This is a genomic window from Micromonospora sp. MP36 (genome assembly GCF_008119785.1).
Classification (GTDB): Bacteria; Actinomycetota; Actinomycetes; order Mycobacteriales; family Micromonosporaceae; genus Micromonospora.
Genome location: NZ_VSFA01000004.1, coordinates 64,233 through 81,748, shown reverse-complemented (window position 1 = coordinate 81,748; position 17,516 = coordinate 64,233). Strand labels below are relative to the sequence as shown.

The 17,516-nt window shown below is 74.0% G+C and carries 13 protein-coding genes; 4 read left to right on the top strand and 9 right to left on the bottom strand.

Going from position 1 to position 17,516, the window contains the following annotated elements:
• Nucleotides 1-100: 100 nt before the first annotated feature.
• The gene (locus FXF52_RS06795; RefSeq protein ID WP_148794513.1) at nt 101-1,144 is read right to left on the bottom strand and encodes an extracellular solute-binding protein; all 1,044 of its coding nucleotides are present in this window, start codon (nt 1,142-1,144) and stop codon (nt 101-103) included.
• Between the two features lie 51 nt (nt 1,145-1,195).
• The gene (locus FXF52_RS06790) at nt 1,196-2,359 is read right to left on the bottom strand and encodes an ROK family protein (RefSeq protein ID WP_148794511.1); all 1,164 of its coding nucleotides are present in this window, start codon (nt 2,357-2,359) and stop codon (nt 1,196-1,198) included.
• A 417-nt stretch (nt 2,360-2,776) separates the two neighbouring features.
• Between FXF52_RS06790 and FXF52_RS06785 the strand changes: the two genes are divergently transcribed.
• A complete protein-coding gene (locus FXF52_RS06785) occupies nt 2,777-5,464 on the top strand; it encodes a sugar-binding protein (RefSeq protein ID WP_187413358.1) in 2,688 nt (895 codons plus the stop codon).
• A 57-nt stretch (nt 5,465-5,521) separates the two neighbouring features.
• Here the strand turns inward: FXF52_RS06785 and FXF52_RS06780 are convergent, their stop codons facing one another.
• The 4 genes from FXF52_RS06780 to FXF52_RS06765 all read right to left on the bottom strand — a co-directional run bounded on the left by FXF52_RS06780 (nt 5,522) and on the right by FXF52_RS06765 (nt 11,126).
• On the bottom strand, nt 5,522-7,801 hold the full coding sequence (locus FXF52_RS06780; protein ID WP_148794507.1) for a DUF2298 domain-containing protein: 2,280 nt from the start codon (nt 7,799-7,801) through the stop codon (nt 5,522-5,524).
• Nucleotides 7,798-8,784 (bottom strand): glycosyltransferase family 2 protein, encoded by a 987-nt coding sequence (locus FXF52_RS06775; RefSeq protein WP_255471778.1) that lies wholly within the window; start codon nt 8,782-8,784, stop codon nt 7,798-7,800. The genes FXF52_RS06780 and FXF52_RS06775 overlap by 4 nt, the downstream gene beginning before the upstream one ends.
• 81 nt (nt 8,785-8,865) lie before the next feature.
• Nucleotides 8,866-10,587 carry a glycoside hydrolase family 3 protein gene (locus FXF52_RS06770; protein ID WP_148794504.1) on the bottom strand — a complete coding sequence of 574 codons (1,722 nt, stop codon included), beginning with the start codon at nt 10,585-10,587 and terminating at the stop codon, nt 8,866-8,868.
• Between the two features lie 47 nt (nt 10,588-10,634).
• Nucleotides 10,635-11,126 (bottom strand): DUF3145 domain-containing protein, encoded by a 492-nt coding sequence (locus FXF52_RS06765; protein ID WP_148794502.1) that lies wholly within the window; start codon nt 11,124-11,126, stop codon nt 10,635-10,637.
• Nucleotides 11,127-11,449: 323 nt separating this feature from the next.
• Between FXF52_RS06765 and FXF52_RS06760 the strand changes: the two genes are divergently transcribed.
• A complete protein-coding gene (locus FXF52_RS06760; protein ID WP_148794500.1) occupies nt 11,450-11,779 on the top strand; it encodes a hypothetical protein in 330 nt (109 codons plus the stop codon).
• 147 nt (nt 11,780-11,926) lie between these two features.
• Here the strand turns inward: FXF52_RS06760 and FXF52_RS06755 are convergent, their stop codons facing one another.
• Genes FXF52_RS06755 through FXF52_RS42415 form a run of 3 tightly spaced genes read right to left on the bottom strand, consistent with a single transcriptional unit; the run spans nt 11,927 to nt 13,911 of the window.
• The gene (locus FXF52_RS06755; protein ID WP_148794498.1) at nt 11,927-12,547 is read right to left on the bottom strand and encodes a carbonic anhydrase; all 621 of its coding nucleotides are present in this window, start codon (nt 12,545-12,547) and stop codon (nt 11,927-11,929) included.
• Nucleotides 12,548-12,565: 18 nt separating this feature from the next.
• Nucleotides 12,566-13,663, bottom strand: coding sequence for a zinc ribbon domain-containing protein (locus FXF52_RS06750; protein ID WP_222870439.1), 1,098 nt, complete (start codon nt 13,661-13,663; stop codon nt 12,566-12,568).
• Entirely contained in the window at nt 13,660-13,911 is a 252-nt protein-coding gene (locus FXF52_RS42415) for a hypothetical protein (RefSeq protein ID WP_222870438.1), read from the bottom strand. Before FXF52_RS42415 ends, FXF52_RS06750 begins: the two co-directional genes overlap by 4 nt.
• 336 nt (nt 13,912-14,247) lie before the next feature.
• Here FXF52_RS42415 and FXF52_RS06745 point away from each other — a divergent pair, with 336 nt between their 5' ends.
• Entirely contained in the window at nt 14,248-15,210 is a 963-nt protein-coding gene (locus FXF52_RS06745; protein WP_148794496.1) for an alpha/beta fold hydrolase, read from the top strand.
• Between the two features lie 142 nt (nt 15,211-15,352).
• Nucleotides 15,353-17,470 carry an AAA family ATPase gene (locus FXF52_RS06740; protein ID WP_148794495.1) on the top strand — a complete coding sequence of 706 codons (2,118 nt, stop codon included), beginning with the start codon at nt 15,353-15,355 and terminating at the stop codon, nt 17,468-17,470.
• Nucleotides 17,471-17,516 lie beyond the last annotated feature (46 nt).

Sequence of the window (17,516 nt, the reverse complement as noted above, 5' to 3'; positions counted from 1 at the left end):
CGGGTCTGACCGGTGGTGGGGTGGGGCCAGACCCGGTCTGGCGGCGATGCGTACGGGAAGCGGGTGCCGGGTGCGCGTCGCGCACCCGGCATCCCGGGGATCAGCCCTTGTTCTTGATCTGGCTGTTCCAGTGGTTGATCCACTCGGTCTCGTTCTTGCCGATCACGTCCCAGTCGACGTTCAGCGGCTTGAGGTCGAGCTGGGCCAGCCACTCCGGCTTCTGGGCGATGTCCACGGCCGGGATCTGGAAGTAGTCCTTGGCCAGGTCGGCGCGGAGCGAGTCGTCGAAGAGGAACTCGATGAACTTCTGCGCGCCGGTGGTGTTGCCGCCCTTGACCGCGGCCAGGCCGTCGACCAGGACCGGGGCGCCGGAGGCCGGCATCACGTACCCGAACGGCATGTTGGACTGGTTGGCCTGGAGCAGGATGTCCTGCAGGTTCCAGGCGCTGAGCACGCCCTGCTGGCGGGACATCTTCAGGTAGAGGTCGGTCGGGTTGGCCGCGTACGCGCCGGTGTTGGCGTCGAGCTTCTTGAGCCAGTCGTAGCCCGGCTGCGGGTTGCTGCCGTCCGGCGACTGCCGCTGGATCATCGAGGCGTAGATCGACCGCATCGTGCCGGAGGCGGCCACGTCCCGGATGATGATCTTGTCCTTCCACTCCGGCTTCAGCAGGTCGTCCCAGTCCTTCGGGGCCTGCTCCGGGGTGAGGGCCTTGTTGTTGTACATGATGACCTCGGGCAGCAGGATCTCGCCGAACCAGCGGCCCTCGGGGTCCTTGTACTTGGCGTCCATCTTGCCGGCGAACGACGGCTGCCAGGCGTTGAGCAGGCCCTCGGTGGCCCCGGCGGTCAGCCCCTGCTGGGTGCCGCCCCACCAGACGTCGGCCTGCGGGTTGGCCTTTTCGGCCCGGACCCGCTCCAGGATCTCCTGCGCGCCGAGGTTGAGGACCTCGACCTTGCCCTTGTACTCGGGGTACTTGGCGGTGAACTTGTCGACGACGAAGGTGGCCACCTTCTTGTCGCGGGCCGTGTAGATCGTCAGCTTCTCGGTGTCGCCGGCGGCCTTGTCGGTCGAGCCGCCGCCGCAGGCGGTGCCAGCGGCGAGGACGGCGGCGAGCGCTCCGGCGAGAAGAAGTCGGCGTCTCATGGGGTACCTCCGAGGGATGTGGGGGAACTGCGTTGTTCTGAAGGGAAAGGTCTAGGGGGCGGGCAGCAGGGTGGACAGGCCCGCGGCGGCGGCGGAGAGGGCGTAGCTGACCGCGCCGTGCAGCACGGCGCGGTCGCCGAGGACCGCCCGGCGGACCTCGGTGGGGCTGGGCGCGGCGGCCGACACCAGGGCCTGGAGCCGGTCGACCGCGGTGTCGTCCAGTTCGGCGGCGGCCCCGCTGAGCAGGACCCGGCCGGGGTCGACGACGCAGGCGCAGGAGACGATGAGGCGGGACCAGGCGGCCAGCACCTCGTCCAGGTACGCGGCGGCCCGGTCGTCGGCGGCGGCCAGGTCCACCAGCGCCCGCACCGGCGACCCGGGGCGGCGGCCCGGGGCCAGGGACACCACCTTCTCGGCGATGGCGCTCTCCGACCAGCGGGCCTCGAACGGACCGATCCCGTCGTGCCCCTGGTCGGCCGGGTCGAGGGGCAGGAAGCCCACCTCGCCGGCCGCCCCACCGGAGCCCCGGCGGACCTGCCCGTCCAGCACCAGGCCGGCGCCGATGCCGTCGGCCACGTGCAGCAGGAGCAGGTCGGCCACGTCCGTGCCGGCGCCGGCCGCGTGCTCGCCGGCGGCCATCAGGTTCACGTCGTTGTCCACCACCACCGGCACCCCGAGCCGCTGCCGCACCGACTCCCCTATCGGCCGCCCCTCGACCAGGCCGACTGAGGGGGCGAGCCGGACCGCGCCCCCGGAGGAGACGCCGGGGGCGGCGATCGCCACCCCGCGCAACGCGGGCAGGCCGTCGCCGGCCAGGTCGGGCACGGCCGTGCAGATCAGGTCGACGATGTCGCCGGTGAGCCGGACGGTCCGGTGCGCCACCACGGCGCCGTCGCTGTCGGCGATCTCGCAGCTGATCCGGGACGGCTCCAGCGAGACCGCGGCGACCAGCTCGGCACGGGGGTTGAACTCCAGCATGGCCCGCGGCCGTCCGGCCCGGGACGCGCCGGGTCCGCGCTCGATCAGGTAACCCTCGGCGATCAGGTCGCGGACCAGCGGGGTGAGCGTGGCCGGACTCAACCCGGTGAGCTCGGTCAGCTCGGCGCGGGAGAGCACCCGCACCTGGCGGGCGGCGGAGATCACGGAGAGCCGCTTGATCTCCTTCGACCGCTCCCGGCTCACCGGGCTCGTCGGTGGCGTCACCACGTCAGTCACACTTCCTTCCTACGGCGAACGAATTATCGAGTCAAGTAACAAATGGGTCTCGACCAGCCGACGCGACCGTGATGAGCAGCGGAAATGTCGACGAACCAGACCACGGGGGACGGCGCTCCCTGCCCGAACGGCAAGATCAAGAGCACCCATGACGGCGAGTTACTTTCTTCCGCAAATTAAGAAAGATCTTGCACAGCATTGACGGCCCGCCGCGCCGGTCCCTAGCGTCACCGGGCGAAGGCCTTCCAGTGTGTACGGAACCCCGTACCGCTGCGTACCCGGCGGCCCGGGGCGCCCACCGGCGCGCCCCCCGTCCCGCCGCCCACCACCCACCGTCCGAAAGCGACCACCACGTCGACGCCGTCGCGCCCGACGTCGATGGCCGCTGCCCGGACCCGCCCAGTCGGAAGGATCCGTATGCGACTCAAGGCGTTCCTGCTACCCACGGCACTCGCCCTGGCCCTCTCCGGGCTCCCGGGCGTGGCCCTCGCCGCACCCGTGTCCGCCCCACCCGCCGTCGACCTCGACGTGCTCTTCGTCAGCGCCCACCCGGACGACGAGGCCGGCAGCCTCGCCACCCTGGGCCAGTGGAAGGAGCGGTACGGCGCGAAGGCCGGCGTCGTGACCATCACCCGGGGCGAGGGCGGCGGCAACGCGGTCGGCCTCGAGGAGGGCCCACCGCTCGGCATCATCCGCGAGCGCGAGGAGCGCACCGCGATCGGCCGGGCCGGGGTGGAGAACCTCTACAACCTGGACCGGGTCGACTTCTGGTACACCGCCTCGGCTCCGCTCTCCGAGCGGATCTGGGGGCACGACGACACCCTCGCGCAGATCGTCCGGGTGATCCGGCAGACCCGGCCGGAGATCATCATGACGATGAACCCGTCGCCGACGCCGGGCAACCACGGCAACCACCAGCAGGCGGCCCGGTTCGCCGCGGAGGCGTTCCACGCCGCCGCCGACCCGAACGCCTTCCCCGAGCAGCTCACCAGGGAGGGCCTGAAGCCGTTCCGGCCGGCGAAGTTCCTGCGTACCGGCGGCACCGGCACCTCGTCCGCCGGCCCGGCGTGCGCGTCGAGCTTCGTCCCGACGGTGCCGACCGACCAGGTCTTCGGCGTCTGGGAGGGCACCCCGAGCAGCACCGGGAAGACCTGGGCGGAGATCGAGGTGGACGCCCGCCGCGACTACGCCACCCAGGGCTGGGCGGGCACCGCCGCCGCCCCGACCGATCCGGCGAAGATCCGCTGCGACTTCTACACCCTGGTCGACAGCCGGGTCCCGTACGACCCCGCGGACACCTCCCCCGAGGCGATCCTGCGCGGCTCGGTGCTACCGGCTGCGCCCGGCGGGCTGCCCCGGGGCACCGAGCTCTACCTGACCACGGACCGGTTCGACCTGGCCCCCGGCGAGAGCGTCGAGGTGATCGCACACGTACGGGCACCCCGCGACCGGGCGCTGACCCGGCCACGGATCGCCCTGCGGCTGCCCCAGGGCTGGACCGCCACCGGCTCCGGCACGCTGGCCGCGGTGCCGGCGGGCGGGGAGCGGACCGCCACCTTCACGGTCACCGTCCCGGCCGCCGCCGACACCAACCAGCAGCGGCTCGTCGGCGCGACCCTGACCACCGGGCAGGGCGCCGGCCGTACCGACCGGGCCGTGCGGGTGGTCGCCGACGTGCGGGGCACCCTGGAGCCGCTGCCCGAGGTGGGGATCTTCCGGGACTGGGCCGGCGAGAGCGGCTACCCGCAGCTCGACACGCTGATCAAGCCGGTGCTCTCCCTCGGTTCCGGGCAGAGCCGGTCGGTCCGGGTGGACCTGCGTAACCACGGCCAGGTCGCGCAGCGCGGCGAGGTCACCCTCGGTCTGCCGGCGGGGTTCACCGCCGACGCGGTCACCAAGAGCTACCCCGAACTGGCGCCCGGCGCGACCGGCGCGGTGAGCTTCACCGTCACCAACACCGACGCCAGCCTGCCCACCGCCAACGAGGGCGGCACCGACGGCGACTACGGGATCACCATCACCACCACCAGCGCCGCCGGCAGCACCGTCGAGACCGGCGCCCTGGAGATCGTCCCGACCAGCGAGGTGCCGCACGCCGGGGCCGGGCACGCGGTGGACGGGGTGGCCGCTCCCGGCGAGTACCCCGGCCCGGAGCTGAACCTGTCCCGGATCTGGGAGGGTGAGGCCACCACGCCGCAGGACGCGTCCGCGACCGGCCGGATCGCCTGGACGGAGGACGCCCTGAAGGTCTTCGTCAAGGTCACCGACGACGTGCTGGGCCGCAAGGTGGTGCCGCAGGACTGCAAGCGACAGCGCCGTACCGACAGCGTGGAGATCATCGTCGACCCGAAGGGGAACTCGGCGGACACCTCCACCGCATTCAAGGCCGGCATCTTCCCGGTCACCGACGACCCGGCCAACGGCGACCCGCCCTGCTGGCAGCGGGACGCCGACAACCGGCAGGGGCCGGGCGCGACCACCGCGCCGGGGATGACCGTGGTCAGCAAGGTCAGCGCGCCGTACGCCGGCTACACCATCGAGGCGAGCATCCCGTTCGCGGTGCTGCCGGACGCCGTCGACCCGGCCCGGATGGGCTTCAACGTGCTGGTCTACGACTCGGACACCCAGGACCTGACCTCCCAGTCCCGGCTGGGCTGGTCCACCTTCACCGGGGTCCGGGCCGACCCGTACCGGTACGGCCTGGTCACCCTGCCCGGGTACACGCCGGCGGCCCGGCAGCCCAGCGCCCCGGTCTTCCCGGACACCGCCGCGCGCAGCGTGCACAGCCCGCAGACCATCGCCCAGTCGGCGACGGACGGGGTCGCCCCAGCGGCCGTGCCGCTCCTGCCGGCGGGTGCCCTGCGGCTCACCGACACCCGCGCGGTCGCCGACGGCGTCTCGGTCACCCTCTCGGCGGACCGAGCCGGCACCGCGTACCTGTACGGCTGGGACGGTGACCGGTCCACCGGCGATCGCACGGTGAAGCTGACCGCCGGCTCGCCGGTGACCGTGGTGGTGCCGGTAACCGCCGGTACGCCGACGTCGCTGCTCGCGGCCTTCGAAGCGGACGGCGCGGCGCTCGCCCGGGCGGTCCCGCTCGGCTGACGCCGCACGGAAGGGGGCCCTTGTTGACGGACGTCTGTCGACAAGGGCCCCTTCCCGTCACCGCAGGCGGTAGACGGCCATCCGGGAGTTCGTGAACCGCAGGTCGGCCAGGCTCCGCAGCTCCGGAGCCTCCGGGGCGACCACACGGTCGACCACCAGCCAGCACACGCCGTACCGGTCACGCAGGGCGGCCAGCCCGGCGGCGGTGGGCGCGGTGAAGGCCTCGTCGTTGGCGCGCTGCCGGGCGGCGTCCCAGAACGGCGCGTACGGGCCCTCCGGCCGGCCCACCACCCGGGGCGCGAACGCCCAGCCCTCCAGCAGCACCGACCGCTCGGCGTAGCCGCTGAGCCAGAACGAGCGGGCGTCGCACCAGCCGTCCACCACGGCCCGGCAGTGCACGTTGGTGGCGAGCACGTCGTCCGGGTCGCTGTGCGCACGGACCCAGCGGGCCGCCTCGACCCGGGAGGCGGGCATCGCCACCACGGCGTACGCCCCGCCGTTCGGGTACTTCCGGGCCGCCGCGGCGTCCAGCACCAGGCCCGGCGCCCCGGCGACCAGCACCGCGGTGAGCAGCAGCAACCCGCCCCGGCCGGCCAGCCTGGGCCAGCGCCCGCACAGCGCCGGCCAGTACAGGGCCACCACCACCGCCACGGCGGCCAACGCGCCGGCCCAACAGAGCAGCGGCAGCACCGGGGCGTACGCCGGGGTGGCGGGCGTGCTGATCGCGGAGCCGAGCTGGACCGCGGTGAGCAGCACCGCGAACCCGGCCGCCGCCGCGCCGAGCAGCCGCCGACCCCGGGCGGAGAGGGCGGCCCGGTCGGCCACCTCGACCCAGCCCCACCCGGACAGCAGCACCCCGAACGCGAACCCGGTGCGGGTGAAGTACTGGTTGCTGCTGCCCGGGTGGCCGACGAGCAGGTAGATCGCCGGGCCGGCGAGCGCGCCGCCGAGCAGGAACACCTGCACCGGCTCCAGCCGCCACCGGCGGTGCCGCAGCAGGGCCAGGATGCCGGCCAGCCGGAGCTGGAGGTTGAGCAGGAACGCCACCGCCACGGCCGCCCAGACCAGCGCGGTGAGCGCCGCCGGACCGCCGGCCGGCACGTAGGTGCGCAGCCCGGAAAACGGGTCGAGGGTCACCCCGTGGCTCTCGAACGCGAACAGCACGGCGGTGGCGAACAGCTGCGCGGCCACGCACAGCCCGGCGGCGACCAGCACGGCCCGGGGCAACCGGCGGCGGACCAGCAACGCCAGCGCGGCGGTGAACGCGAGCGCAGCCAGCACCACGGGCAGCGAGCTGGCCTTCGCCCCGGTCGACGCGGCCAGGAAGAGCACCACCAGCAGCCAGGCACCCCGGCCGAACGCCGGTACGCGCACCCCGCGGGCCCGGCCGACCAGCTCGCCGAGCGCGGCGATCAGCGGCAGCAGCAGCACCCAGCTGTACGTCATCGACGGGCTGCCCCAGACGATGAAGGTGGCCTGGCTGCCGAAGAGCTGCCGCCAGCCGTTCTCGAACCCGAACTCCCCCACGGTGAACAGCAGCGCGGCGGCCACCACCCCGGCGTACGGCCGGCCGGTGATCCGCCAGCCGACGACGGCGACCAGCACGGCGGCGAGCGCGCAGAGCGCGGGTACCCCGAGCCGGAAGTAGACCGTCGGCAGGTCGACGCCGCTGACCAGGCTGGTCGCGGCCACGTGGGCGAAGCCGAACCAGTGGTAGTGCAGCGGTTCCCCGGCGACCTGCGGCAGGTCCGGCGGCACCTGGTGGGTGGCCGCCCCGGCCAGGGAGAGCTGGTACGCCAGGTCCAGGTACTGGGCCTGCCCCTCGTCGCGGGGCAGCACCGGGTTGACGGCGAGGAACGAGCCGTACAGGTAGAGGGTGAAGCCGGCCACCACCCCGGCCAGCGACCAGGCCCAGCCGGCCGGCGCGGCGGTGTCGTAGCGGACCCGCCAGTGCCGGCGCAGCCGGGGCACCGCGGCGAACGGCACCAGCACGGCGATCGGCCAGAGCCGCAGCCAGCCGGGCACGCCGAGGGCGGTGCACGCCGCCCAGGCCGCCAGCTCCAGCACCAGCCCGACGGCCGCGCCCAGGGCCAGGTCCTCGACCAGGGTGTGCGGCCGGCGGCGCAGCGCGCGGAACACCAGCGTGCCGGGGAGCAGCACGGCCAGCAGCGCGTACCCGGTCCAGCGGGCGATCGCGGCGACCGGCGTGCCGGCCACGAGCAGCACGGCGGCGACGAACGCGTACCCGGCCACCGCCGGGGCGTAGCGCAGCACGGCCGGACGGTGGCGCGGCGCCACGGTCGACGGGGCGACGTCCCCGCTGGCGAGGGCGGTCACCGCAGGCTGTCGGCCAGCTCGGCGGCGTCCGGGCGGGCCGGCTCACCGGCGGCGCTGTCGCTGGCCACCGCGTACGCCGGGCGGCCCTGCACCGCCGTGTAGATCCGGGCCACGTACTCGCCGAGCAGGCCGAGGCAGAGCAGCTGCACCGCGCCGAGGAAGAGGATCGCCACGTAGAGCGAGGGCCAGCCGGTGACCGTCGCGCCGGCGGACCAGGCCAGCACGGCGACCACCACCAGCACGCCGCAGACCGCGACGCCGACCAGCCCCAGCCAGGTGGCCACCCGCAGCGGGGCGGCGGAGAAGCTGGTGACGCTCTCCACGGCCAACCCGGCCATCCGGGACAGCGGGTACCTGGTCCGCCCGGCGGCGCGTTGCTGGCGCTCGTAGGCGACCTCGCCGCTGGGGAAGCCGAGCCAGGGCACCACCAGCCGCAGCACCGGAGCGCGCTCCGGCAGCTCCCGCAACGCCTCGACGACGGCCCGGCTGAGCAGCCGGAAGTCCCCGGCCTGGGTGGGCACCTGCTCGCCGACCAGGCGCCGGACCAGGCGGTAGTAGCCGCCCGCGGTCCACCGCTTGAACCGGGAGTCCCGGCTCCGGTCGGCCCGCACGCCGTAGACCACGTCCAGTCGGTCGGCGCGGGCCCGGCGGAGCATCTCGACGATCACCTCGGGCGGGTCCTGGAGGTCGGCGTCGATGCTGACCACGTACCCGCCCCGGGCGCGGAGCAGCCCGGCGGTCAGGGCGGCCTGGTGGCCGCTGTTGCGGCGCAGCCGCAGCACCCGCAGCTCGGGCCAGGCCGTCCGCAGCGCCGCCAGCCCCGCCGCGGTGCCGTCGGTGCTGCCGTCGTCGACGGCCACCACCTCGTATGTCTCGCCGAGCCGGTCCAGCACGCCGCGCAGCCGCTCGGCGAGCAGTGGCAGGACGGCCGCCTCGTTGAACATCGGCACCACCACGGAGAGCGCCGGCTGCGGTGCGGTCACGGCCCCTCCGTTCGTGCGGCGGACGGCCCGAACGCTACCAGTCGGGCTGGTCGCGCTCGGCCGGTTCAGGGCCCCCGCCGGTCAGGTGTCGCAGGCGGTGGCGGGCAGCCCGGTCACCGGCACCGGGGACCGTCCGGTCGGGCGGGCCTTGCCGGCGAGCACCCCGGCCAGCGCGGTCAGCGACGCCTTGCTGGACGAGTAGGTCGCCAGCAACGTCGGCGACTTCGCGCCGGCCAGCACGTACGGGGTGTCCATCGCGACCGTCACCGCCGCGTCGGCGCGCAGGTCGCCGGTGCCGTCGCCGTATCCGACGAGGTGCACCACGGTGCCGCCGCGCGGCACCACCCGGATCCCGGCGGCGGTGAGCGCCTCGGCCAGCGCGGCGCGGGTGCGGTCCCGCCCGGCGGAGGCGGTGACCGTGACCGGGCCGGGCACCGCGGCGCCGCACCGGCCGCGCAGCAGGGTGACCGCCGCGGCGGCCAGGTCGGTGGCGGCCTTGCGGTGCTCGGCGCTGGCCAGCGTCGACATGCCCGGGGCCGGCTGGTCGGCCAGCTTGAACTTCATGGTCAGCACCCGGGTGGCCGCCTCGACCAGGCGGGCCCGGGGCAGCGTGCCGTCGCGCAACGCGGCCAGCAGCCCGTCGTACGCCTGGCCCACGTTCGGGGTCATCAGGATGAGGTCGTTGCCGGCGTTGAGCGCCCGGACCGCGGCCTCTCCCGGCGACCACCGCTTGGCCGGCGGCATGTTCATCCCGTCGGTGACCAGCACGCCCTGGAAGCCGAACTGGCCGCGGAGCACGTCGGTGAGGAGCTTGCGGGAGAAGGTGGCGGGGGTGCCTGGGTCGACCGACTGCACGTCGAGGTGGGCGGACATCACCGCCATCGCGCCGGCGTCGATGCCGGCCCGGAACGGCGGGAACGCGGTGCGGTCCAACTCGGCGCGGGACTGGGTGATGACCGGGAGATCCTTGTGCGAGTCGTCGGCGCTCAGCCCGTGGCCGGGGAAGTGCTTCACGGTGGCGGCCACTCCGGCGGCCTGCAGCCCCCGGACCGCGCCGGCCACCTGATCGGAGGCGTTCTTCGGGTCCGCCCCGAAGGAGCGGGAGCCGATCACCGCGCTCCGGGTGGCGAGCACGTCGGCGACCGGGGCGAAGTCCATGTTGATCCCCATGGCGGCCAACTCGGCGCCGGCGGCCCGCCAGGCGGCCTCGGTCAGCGCCGGTTTCCCGGCCGCACCGGCCGCCATCGGGCTGGGCAGCAGGGTCACCCCGTCGGTGATGCGGGTGACCACGCCGTACTCCTGGTCGGTGCCGACCAGGAAGGGGGCCGGGCCGGCCGGGAGCTTCGCGGCGGCCGCCCGCAGCCCGGTGGTCAGCTCCCGGACCTGCTTCGGGTTGTCGACGTTGGTGGTGGCCTGGTTGCCGGAGGTGGGGTCGTCGGCGCTGAAGCCGACCAGGATCACCCCGCCCAGCCGGTACTTCGCCACCATCTCGGCCGGGGTGTCGACCCCGGCCAGGGCCCGGTTGCCGGCGGCCGACCCGGGCGAGACCTTGGTGGCGGAGCTGCCGTACGCGTACGGCATCAGCACCTGGCCGACCAGGTCCTCGTCACCGAGCGTGCCGACCAGCGCCGCCGCCCGGGCCGCCGGGCCGTCGGCGGCGGACGGGCTCGGTGACGCGGCCGACGGGGACGGGCTCGCCGGCCCGGCGGCCCGCTGACCCCCCGGCTGGTTCGCGCAGCCGGAGACGAGCAGCGCCGTCAGTGCGGCGAGCGCGACGAGGGCACGTCGAGGGGTGGCCGACATCCGCCCATTCCACCAGTTCCCCGCGTACCGGGGCAACTTGACCTTTGTCAGCCGACCCGGGTGAGCAGGGTCACCGGTGCACCGTCACCCGCATACCGGTACGGCTCCAGCTCGGCGTCCCAGGCGGTGCCGAGCGCCTTGTCGAGGGCGTGCGCGAGCGCCTCCGGGGCCCGGGCGGACGCCATGATGCTGCGCAGCCGATCCTCGCCGAGCTGGATGTCACCGGCCGCCCCCACGGTGGCCCGGAACAGGCCCCGCCCCGGGACGTACATGAAGCGCTCGCCGTCGACGCCCGGGCTCGGTTCCTCGGTCACCTCGAAACGGATCATGGGCCACTGCCGGAGGGCAGCAGCCAGCTCGGCGCCCGTCCCCGAGCTACCGGTCCACCCGCACTCGGCGCGCCGGGCGCCGGGATCGACGGGCTGGGCCGTCCACTGCAGGTTGACCGGCGCGGCAAGGACGCGCGCGATCGCCCACTCGACGTGCGAGCACACGGCGAGCGGGGTCGAGTGGACGTATACGACGCCACGCGTTGGCACGGTGACCTCCCGGAGAGCGAGGTGCGTCTTCCCCTACGACCTCGTTCACCCGAGTGGTATCCGCAACACATGATGACCGGTGTGACGGATGGTGCGCCAGCGAATCGGAAAATTCGCCGGGCCGGGATGGCGGAAATACCCGGGCGGCTAACCCGGTTGACCCTCCTGACGGCGCGATGACCAGCCAGGCATCGAGGTCGTGTACAGTTCTGTGGGCGGTTTTGTGCCGCCGCACATCTTCGCGGGCCGAGGCTCAACCGGGCATCACCCGCAACAGCCCCCGGACGTTTCAGTCCTCCCGTACGTCTGCAAGGAGTACCTCCGTGGCGAGCAACACCTCTAAGACCGCGCGCGCCTCAGTCCGGGCCGGCCAGGCTGGCCAGGGTGGCGCCCTCAGCGTGCTGGGCGAGTTCAAGTACCTCATCCCGCTCAACGGCGGCAAGCACGCCTACGTGCGCAACCTGACCAACGGCAAGACCGCGCACCTGCGCACCGACTCCGAGGCCTTCGTCGAGGAGATCCGGGCGCTGGCCGCCGCCGGCCACGCCGCCAAGGTCCGCGCCGAGATCAACAGCCTCGCGGCCGCCCACCCCGAGCACGGCTGGGACAAGACCGAGAAGCGTCTCGTCGAGGCCGGTGTCTTCGAGGGCTGAGTCCCGCAACCGCGACACCACGAACCGCCCGCCGGATCACCCGGCGGGCGGTTCGTCGTCTCCAGGCCCTGGCGCGGGCCGGCGGCTGGCCCGGCGCGGGCGGCTGGCCCGGCGCGGGCGGCCGGCGGGTCAGCCGGCGGCCCTTCCTTACTCCTCGGGCAGCAGGGCGACGTCGCCGGTGGCCAGGTCGTAGAGGGCGCCGACCACCGCGACCCGCCCGGCCGCGACCGGGCCGGCCAGCAGGTCGTCGGCGCGCAGCGTGGCCACCGTGCGCCGGACGTGCCGGCGCACGGCCAGCGGGTGGGCGGACGGGTCGTCCGCGCCGACCTCGAGGACCGCCGGGGCGATCTGGTCCACCAGGTATGCCAGCGAGCCGCCCGGCCGCTCGCCGGCGCGCAGCGCCTCCACCGCCGAGCCGACCGCCCCGCACCGCTCGTGCCCGAGCACCATCACCAGCGGCACGTCGAGCTGCCCCACCACGTACTCGATGGAGCCGCGCACCGCGTGGTCCAGCACGTGTGCCCCGGTGCGGATCACACAGATCGAGCCGAAGGTCTGGTCGAAGATCGCCTCCAACGGCACTCGCGAGTCGATGCACCCCAGCACCACCGCGTAGGGCTGCTGGCCGCCGGAGGCGACGGCCGCTGCGGCGGTGACGTCGTGGCCGTGCACCGGCTGCCCGCTGACGAACCGGCGGTTGCCGGCCAGCAGCTCGGCCAGGGCGGTACGCGGCGTCCGGGCCGTTCCGGCGGCCGGTGTCGGCGGCATGCCTTCCAGCGTCCCTGATCAGCTTAGTGATCCTGAGTCGGATTGAGTTTCCGGGATCGTTTCCCACCGTGGTGGGGACGCGTGGGCGTGGAAGTGGAATCCTGCGCCCAACGCGGCTCCGCGTGGCCGGTGGCCGGTGGTGGGTGTGCTGATCGTGTTCACGCCCTGGTGTCGGTGGGCTGCGCGGGGCAGCCTCAGCCGGTCCGTTGGTGCGTGTCCCTCCGGACGCTTACCCGCCGAGCCGTGAGGCCGGGTGGGGGAGGGTGCCCTGCGTCGCCTGGGCGCGGGGCGTGATGCCTTGCGCCGGGTGGGACCGGTCTTCGACCGGTCCCCCCGGCAGGTCTTCGTGATGACTGCTGCGGCTTCGAGTTTGTCGACCACGGCGCGGATCACCATGTGCCCGCTGGCCTTGTCGATGACGGTCTTGGCCTGATGGCTCAGGCCGCGGGCGGCGATCCGCCGCCAGGCACCCTGGTCACGGTCGCCCTGCCACCGGCAGGACTGGTGGAGACAGACAGCCCACTTCCAACCCGGCACCGTGGGCTTGTCGGGAGCCTTACAGTGCCGCAGCGGAGTCAGGCACTGCGGGCAATGCTTCGAGGTGTTCCGGGCGGGGACGGTGACCACGGCGATACCCGCCTCGGCGGCGAGGTGCCGCATCCGGTCGACGATCTGCCCACGGACCTGCTGCGACAGGCGCGTGTTCAGGGTGGCGCCCATGCCCTTGGCTTCCAACGACCGCAGGTCTTCCACATAGATCACGCTCGCCGCGGCGGCGATCGCCTGGTCCACGGCCCATCTGGCGGCGGCCCACGCAAGCGCGACGTTCAGGTTCGTCCGGCTGTCGGAGACGTGGCGGATCTCGGCGCGCAGGACCGCCAGTTTGCCGACGAGGTGATGCCGCTCGTCACGGCCGGCGAGGCGTTGGTAGTGGTCGGCTTTGGCGTGCAACCGCTCTGACAGCCGCCGGAGGCGGTGCTGTTTCGCGAGGATGCCGGCGGCCCGGAACTGGCCACCCGCCCCCAACGCGGTGATCCGCCCGCCCTCGTGCAGGCGACCAACGCCAGCTACGCTGGCCCCGGCCGCATAAACCCCGTGTCCAGGATCAGGGGTCAAGCCCCAAGCTTCCGATCGCTGGCGTCCACGCCGGAGGCGAGCACGTCCACATCCGCGGGATTCCAGCGCTCCGCCAACAGGTCGGAGACCATCCCCGCCACCAGGTCGGCGCACCAGCCGATACGTTGCGCAAGCACGGCCTGCGACAGGACCTCACCGGTCCCCTCGTCCACGCCTGTCCGCAGCACGGCGCGGGCACAAGCGGTGCGGAACGTCTCGCCTTCGCCCAGCGGCACCTTCCCGCTCACCAAGCCATCGCCTCGACAACACCGATGCCGGACAACCAGCACTTACGCCCGACCCGCGTCACCTGAATCTCTCCCGAGTCAACCCACACACCTAGCGTCACAGGGGTACACCGAAACGCTGCGCGGCTTTTAAGAGTCGGGGAGGTTCCACACGGCCAATCTATGATCACTGATGATTCCTAATCAAGTCGGTGAGCCTGGTCGCTGATCCGATCGTGCGCGGGGTGGACGGGAATCTTCTCCGTGGCACGGTTGGCGTGCTGTCATGGCGGGTAGCCGGTTGTTACCGCCGGGTTACGCCGGTGCGCAGACATCGGCCGGCCCGGGGAGGTGGACATGCCGGAGCACCTGGAGGTACGGCTGTCCGACGGCGTACGGCTGCACGTGACGGCGACCGGGCCGGTCGACGCGGAGGTCACCGCGGTCCTGCTGCACGGCTGGACGCTGGACGGGCGCAGCTGGCACCGGCAGCTCGGCGAACTGCGGGCGCGGTTCGGCGACCGGGTCCGGGTGGTCACCTACGACGCCCGCGGGCATGGCCGGTCGAGCTGCATGACGCTGCGCACGGCCACCCTGGCCCAGCTCGGCGACGACCTGGCCGCGGTGCTCGAGGAGATCGTCCCGCACGGGAAGGTCGTCCTGGTCGGGCACTCGATGGGCGGGATGACGGTGATGGAGTACGCCCACCGCCACCCCGCGCACTTCGCCGCCCGGACCGCCGGGCTGGTCTTCGTGTCGACCACCGCCGAGGGGCACACCCACACCGGCTACGGACTCTCGCCCCGGATCGCCCGGTTGATCCGGCTCGCCGAGACCACCGGGGCCGGAGTGCTCGCCCGCTGCGGCTCGTGGCGTCCGCCGCACGCCCTGCTCCGCGCGTTGCGCCCGAGCATCCGCTGGATGCTCTTCGGCGACCGCTGCGACCCGGCCGACATCCGGCTGGTCACCTCGGCGGTGGCACACGCCTCGCTCCGCTCGATCGGCGGCTTCCGCGCCTCGATCGGCGCCCAGCACCGGCTGGACACCCTGGCCGCGCTCGGCCGGGTGCCGGCCGCCGCGCTGGTAGGGGACCGGGACCGGCTCACCCCGCCGCCGTGCGCCGAGTCCATCGCCGCGGCGCTGCCCACCACCGAGCTGACGGTGTGCCCCGGCGCCGGTCACATGCTGATGCTGGAACGCCCCGACGCGGTGAACACCGCCCTCGCGGCGGTGCTGCACCAGGCGCTGGCCCGCCCGGTGCCGCCGGCCGCCCGGCCGGTGCCGCCCGGTGGCGCCGGGCTCGCCCTGGAAGCGGCCTGACCAGGGGTGGGAACGCCCGGATAACGGGCAACCGGGACGCCCGGGTGCCGGGCACCGGCATGGCCGCGACAACGGCCGGGACGGCGGCCCGTACCCTCATTCAGCCCGCCGTGCCCGCCGCGTGACCACAGGAGCCCCCGCCGTGAGCGACCAGACCACCCTGGAACGGGAGATCGCCGTCGAACAGCGGCATCTCGACCGGGTGTACGCCCGGCTGGCGGAGCTGCGCCGGTCGGCGGCCGACGCCGAGCGGGAGGGCTACCGGCTGGCCCGGGTCGGCAACTTCGGCGCGCTGGTGGAACGGGACGCGATGGTCTTCCACGCCGCCCAGCGGCGGCACGTGCTGGACGCCGAGCACGAGGGGCTGGTCTTCGGCCGGCTGGACCTGCGCAGCGGGCAGGTGCTGCACGTGGGACGGCTCGGCATCCGCGGGCAGAACGCCGAGACGCTGGTGGTGGACTGGCGGGCGCCGGCCGCCGCCGCCTTCTACCGGGCCACCCCGGCCGAGCCGATGGGGGTGGTCCGCCGGCGCACCATCCAGTCGTCGGCGGAGAAGGTCACCCGGATCGAGGACGACCTGCTGGACCCGGAGGCGGCGCCGCCGGATCTGGCGGTGGTCGGCGACGGCGCGCTGCTGGCCACACTGTCCCGGGCCACCGGGCGAGGCATGCGGGACATCGTCGCCACCATCCAGCGCGAGCAGGACGAGGCGATCCGCTCCCCCGGCTCGGGCGTCACGATCGTCTCCGGCGGTCCGGGCACCGGCAAGACCGCGGTGGCCCTGCACCGGGCCGCGTACCTGCTCTACTCCGACCGGGCCCGGTACGCCGGCGGCGGCATCCTGGTGGTCGGCCCGTCCAGCGTGTTCGTCGAGTACATCGCCTCGGTGCTGCCCTCGCTCGGCGAGGAGACCGCCACCCTGCACTCGCTCGGCTCGCTCTTCCCCGGCATGTCGGCGACGCGTACCGATCCGCCGGAGGTGGCGGCGGTCAAGGGGTCACTGCGGATGCGCCGGGTGTTGGAACGCGCGGTCCGGGACGCCGTGCCGGACTCCCCCACCGAGCTGCGCCTGCTCTACCGGGGCGAACTGCTCCGCCTGCAGCGGGCCGAGTTGGACGCGATCCGGGACCGGGCGCTGCCCCGCGGCGCGCGGCGCAACGAGGTGCGCCGGGCCGGGTTCGACGGCGTCCTCGCCGCCCTGTACGCGCAGGCCCGCCGGCTGCGGATCGGCCGGCTGCCGGAGCAGCCCGCGTTCGAGGACGAGATCATCGACCGGCCGGAGTTCCGCGAGTTCCTGAAGGCCTGGTGGCCCCGTCTGCACCCGCGACACGTGCTCGGTTGGCTGGCCCGCCCGGAGCGGCTGCGCCGGTACGCGGGCGGCATCCTGTCCGGGGCCGAGATCCGGCTGCTCACCGAGGCGTACCGGACGCTGGACCGGGCCGGGCTGACCATCGCCGACATCGCCCTGCTGGACGAGCTGGACGCGCTGCTCGGCAAGCCGGTGCAGCGGGCGAAGCCGAAGCGCGACCCGTTCCAGCTCGCCGGGGGCGTCCGGGAGCTGAGCACGTTCGCCGACCGGCAGCGGGCGGCCCGGGCGGCGGCCCGCGAGCGCCCGGAGGACTACCGCGACTACGCCCACGTGGTGGTCGATGAGTCGCAGGACGTCTCCCCGATGCAGTGGCGGATGATCGGCCGGCGGGGCCGGCTGGCCTCCTGGACCGTGGTGGGCGACCCGGCCCAGACTGCCTGGACCGGCGACCCGGAGGAACTGACCCGGGCCCGGGACCAGGCGCTGGGGCGGCGGCGCCGGCACCGCTACGAACTCACCACCAACTACCGCAACTCGGCGGAGATCTTCGCGGTGGCGGCGGCGGAGATCCGCCGGCTCTACCCGGACCTGCCGCTGCCCACCGCCGTCCGTACCACCGGCGTCGAACCGGTCGAGCTGACGGTGCCGCCCGCCGAACTGGCCCCGGCCACCGTGGCGGCCGCCCGCACGCTGCTGGCCGAGGTGGAGGGGACGGTCGGCGTGATCACGCCGGTGCTGCGCCGGGACGAGGTGGCCGGCTGGCTGGGCGAACTCGGCGGCGGCCGACTCCAGGTGGTGACCAGCCTCCAGGCCAAGGGCATGGAGTACGACGGCGTGGTGCTGGTGGCGCCGAGCGAGATCCGGGCCGATCCGGGGTCCGGGGTCCGGACGCTCTACGTGGCGCTCTCCCGGGCGACCCAGCGCCTCACCACGCTCGACCCGGTCGGCTGACGACGGCCCCAGCGACGACTCCAGCGACGGCTTCAGGTCGCCGCGC

What these genes read in the sequence shown, in the direction of transcription:
- FXF52_RS06795 (WP_148794513.1), bottom strand. Translation starts at nt 1,144, where the DNA reads ATGAGACGCCGACTTCTTCTCGCCGGAGCGCTCGCCGCCGTCCTCGCC.
- FXF52_RS06745 (WP_148794496.1), top strand. Translation starts at nt 14,248, where the DNA reads ATGCCGGAGCACCTGGAGGTACGGCTGTCCGACGGCGTACGGCTGCAC.
- FXF52_RS06770 (WP_148794504.1), bottom strand. Translation starts at nt 10,587, where the DNA reads ATGTCGGCCACCCCTCGACGTGCCCTCGTCGCGCTCGCCGCACTGACG.
- FXF52_RS06755 (WP_148794498.1), bottom strand. Translation starts at nt 12,547, where the DNA reads ATGCCGCCGACACCGGCCGCCGGAACGGCCCGGACGCCGCGTACCGCC.
- FXF52_RS06785 (WP_187413358.1), top strand. Translation starts at nt 2,777, where the DNA reads ATGCGACTCAAGGCGTTCCTGCTACCCACGGCACTCGCCCTGGCCCTC.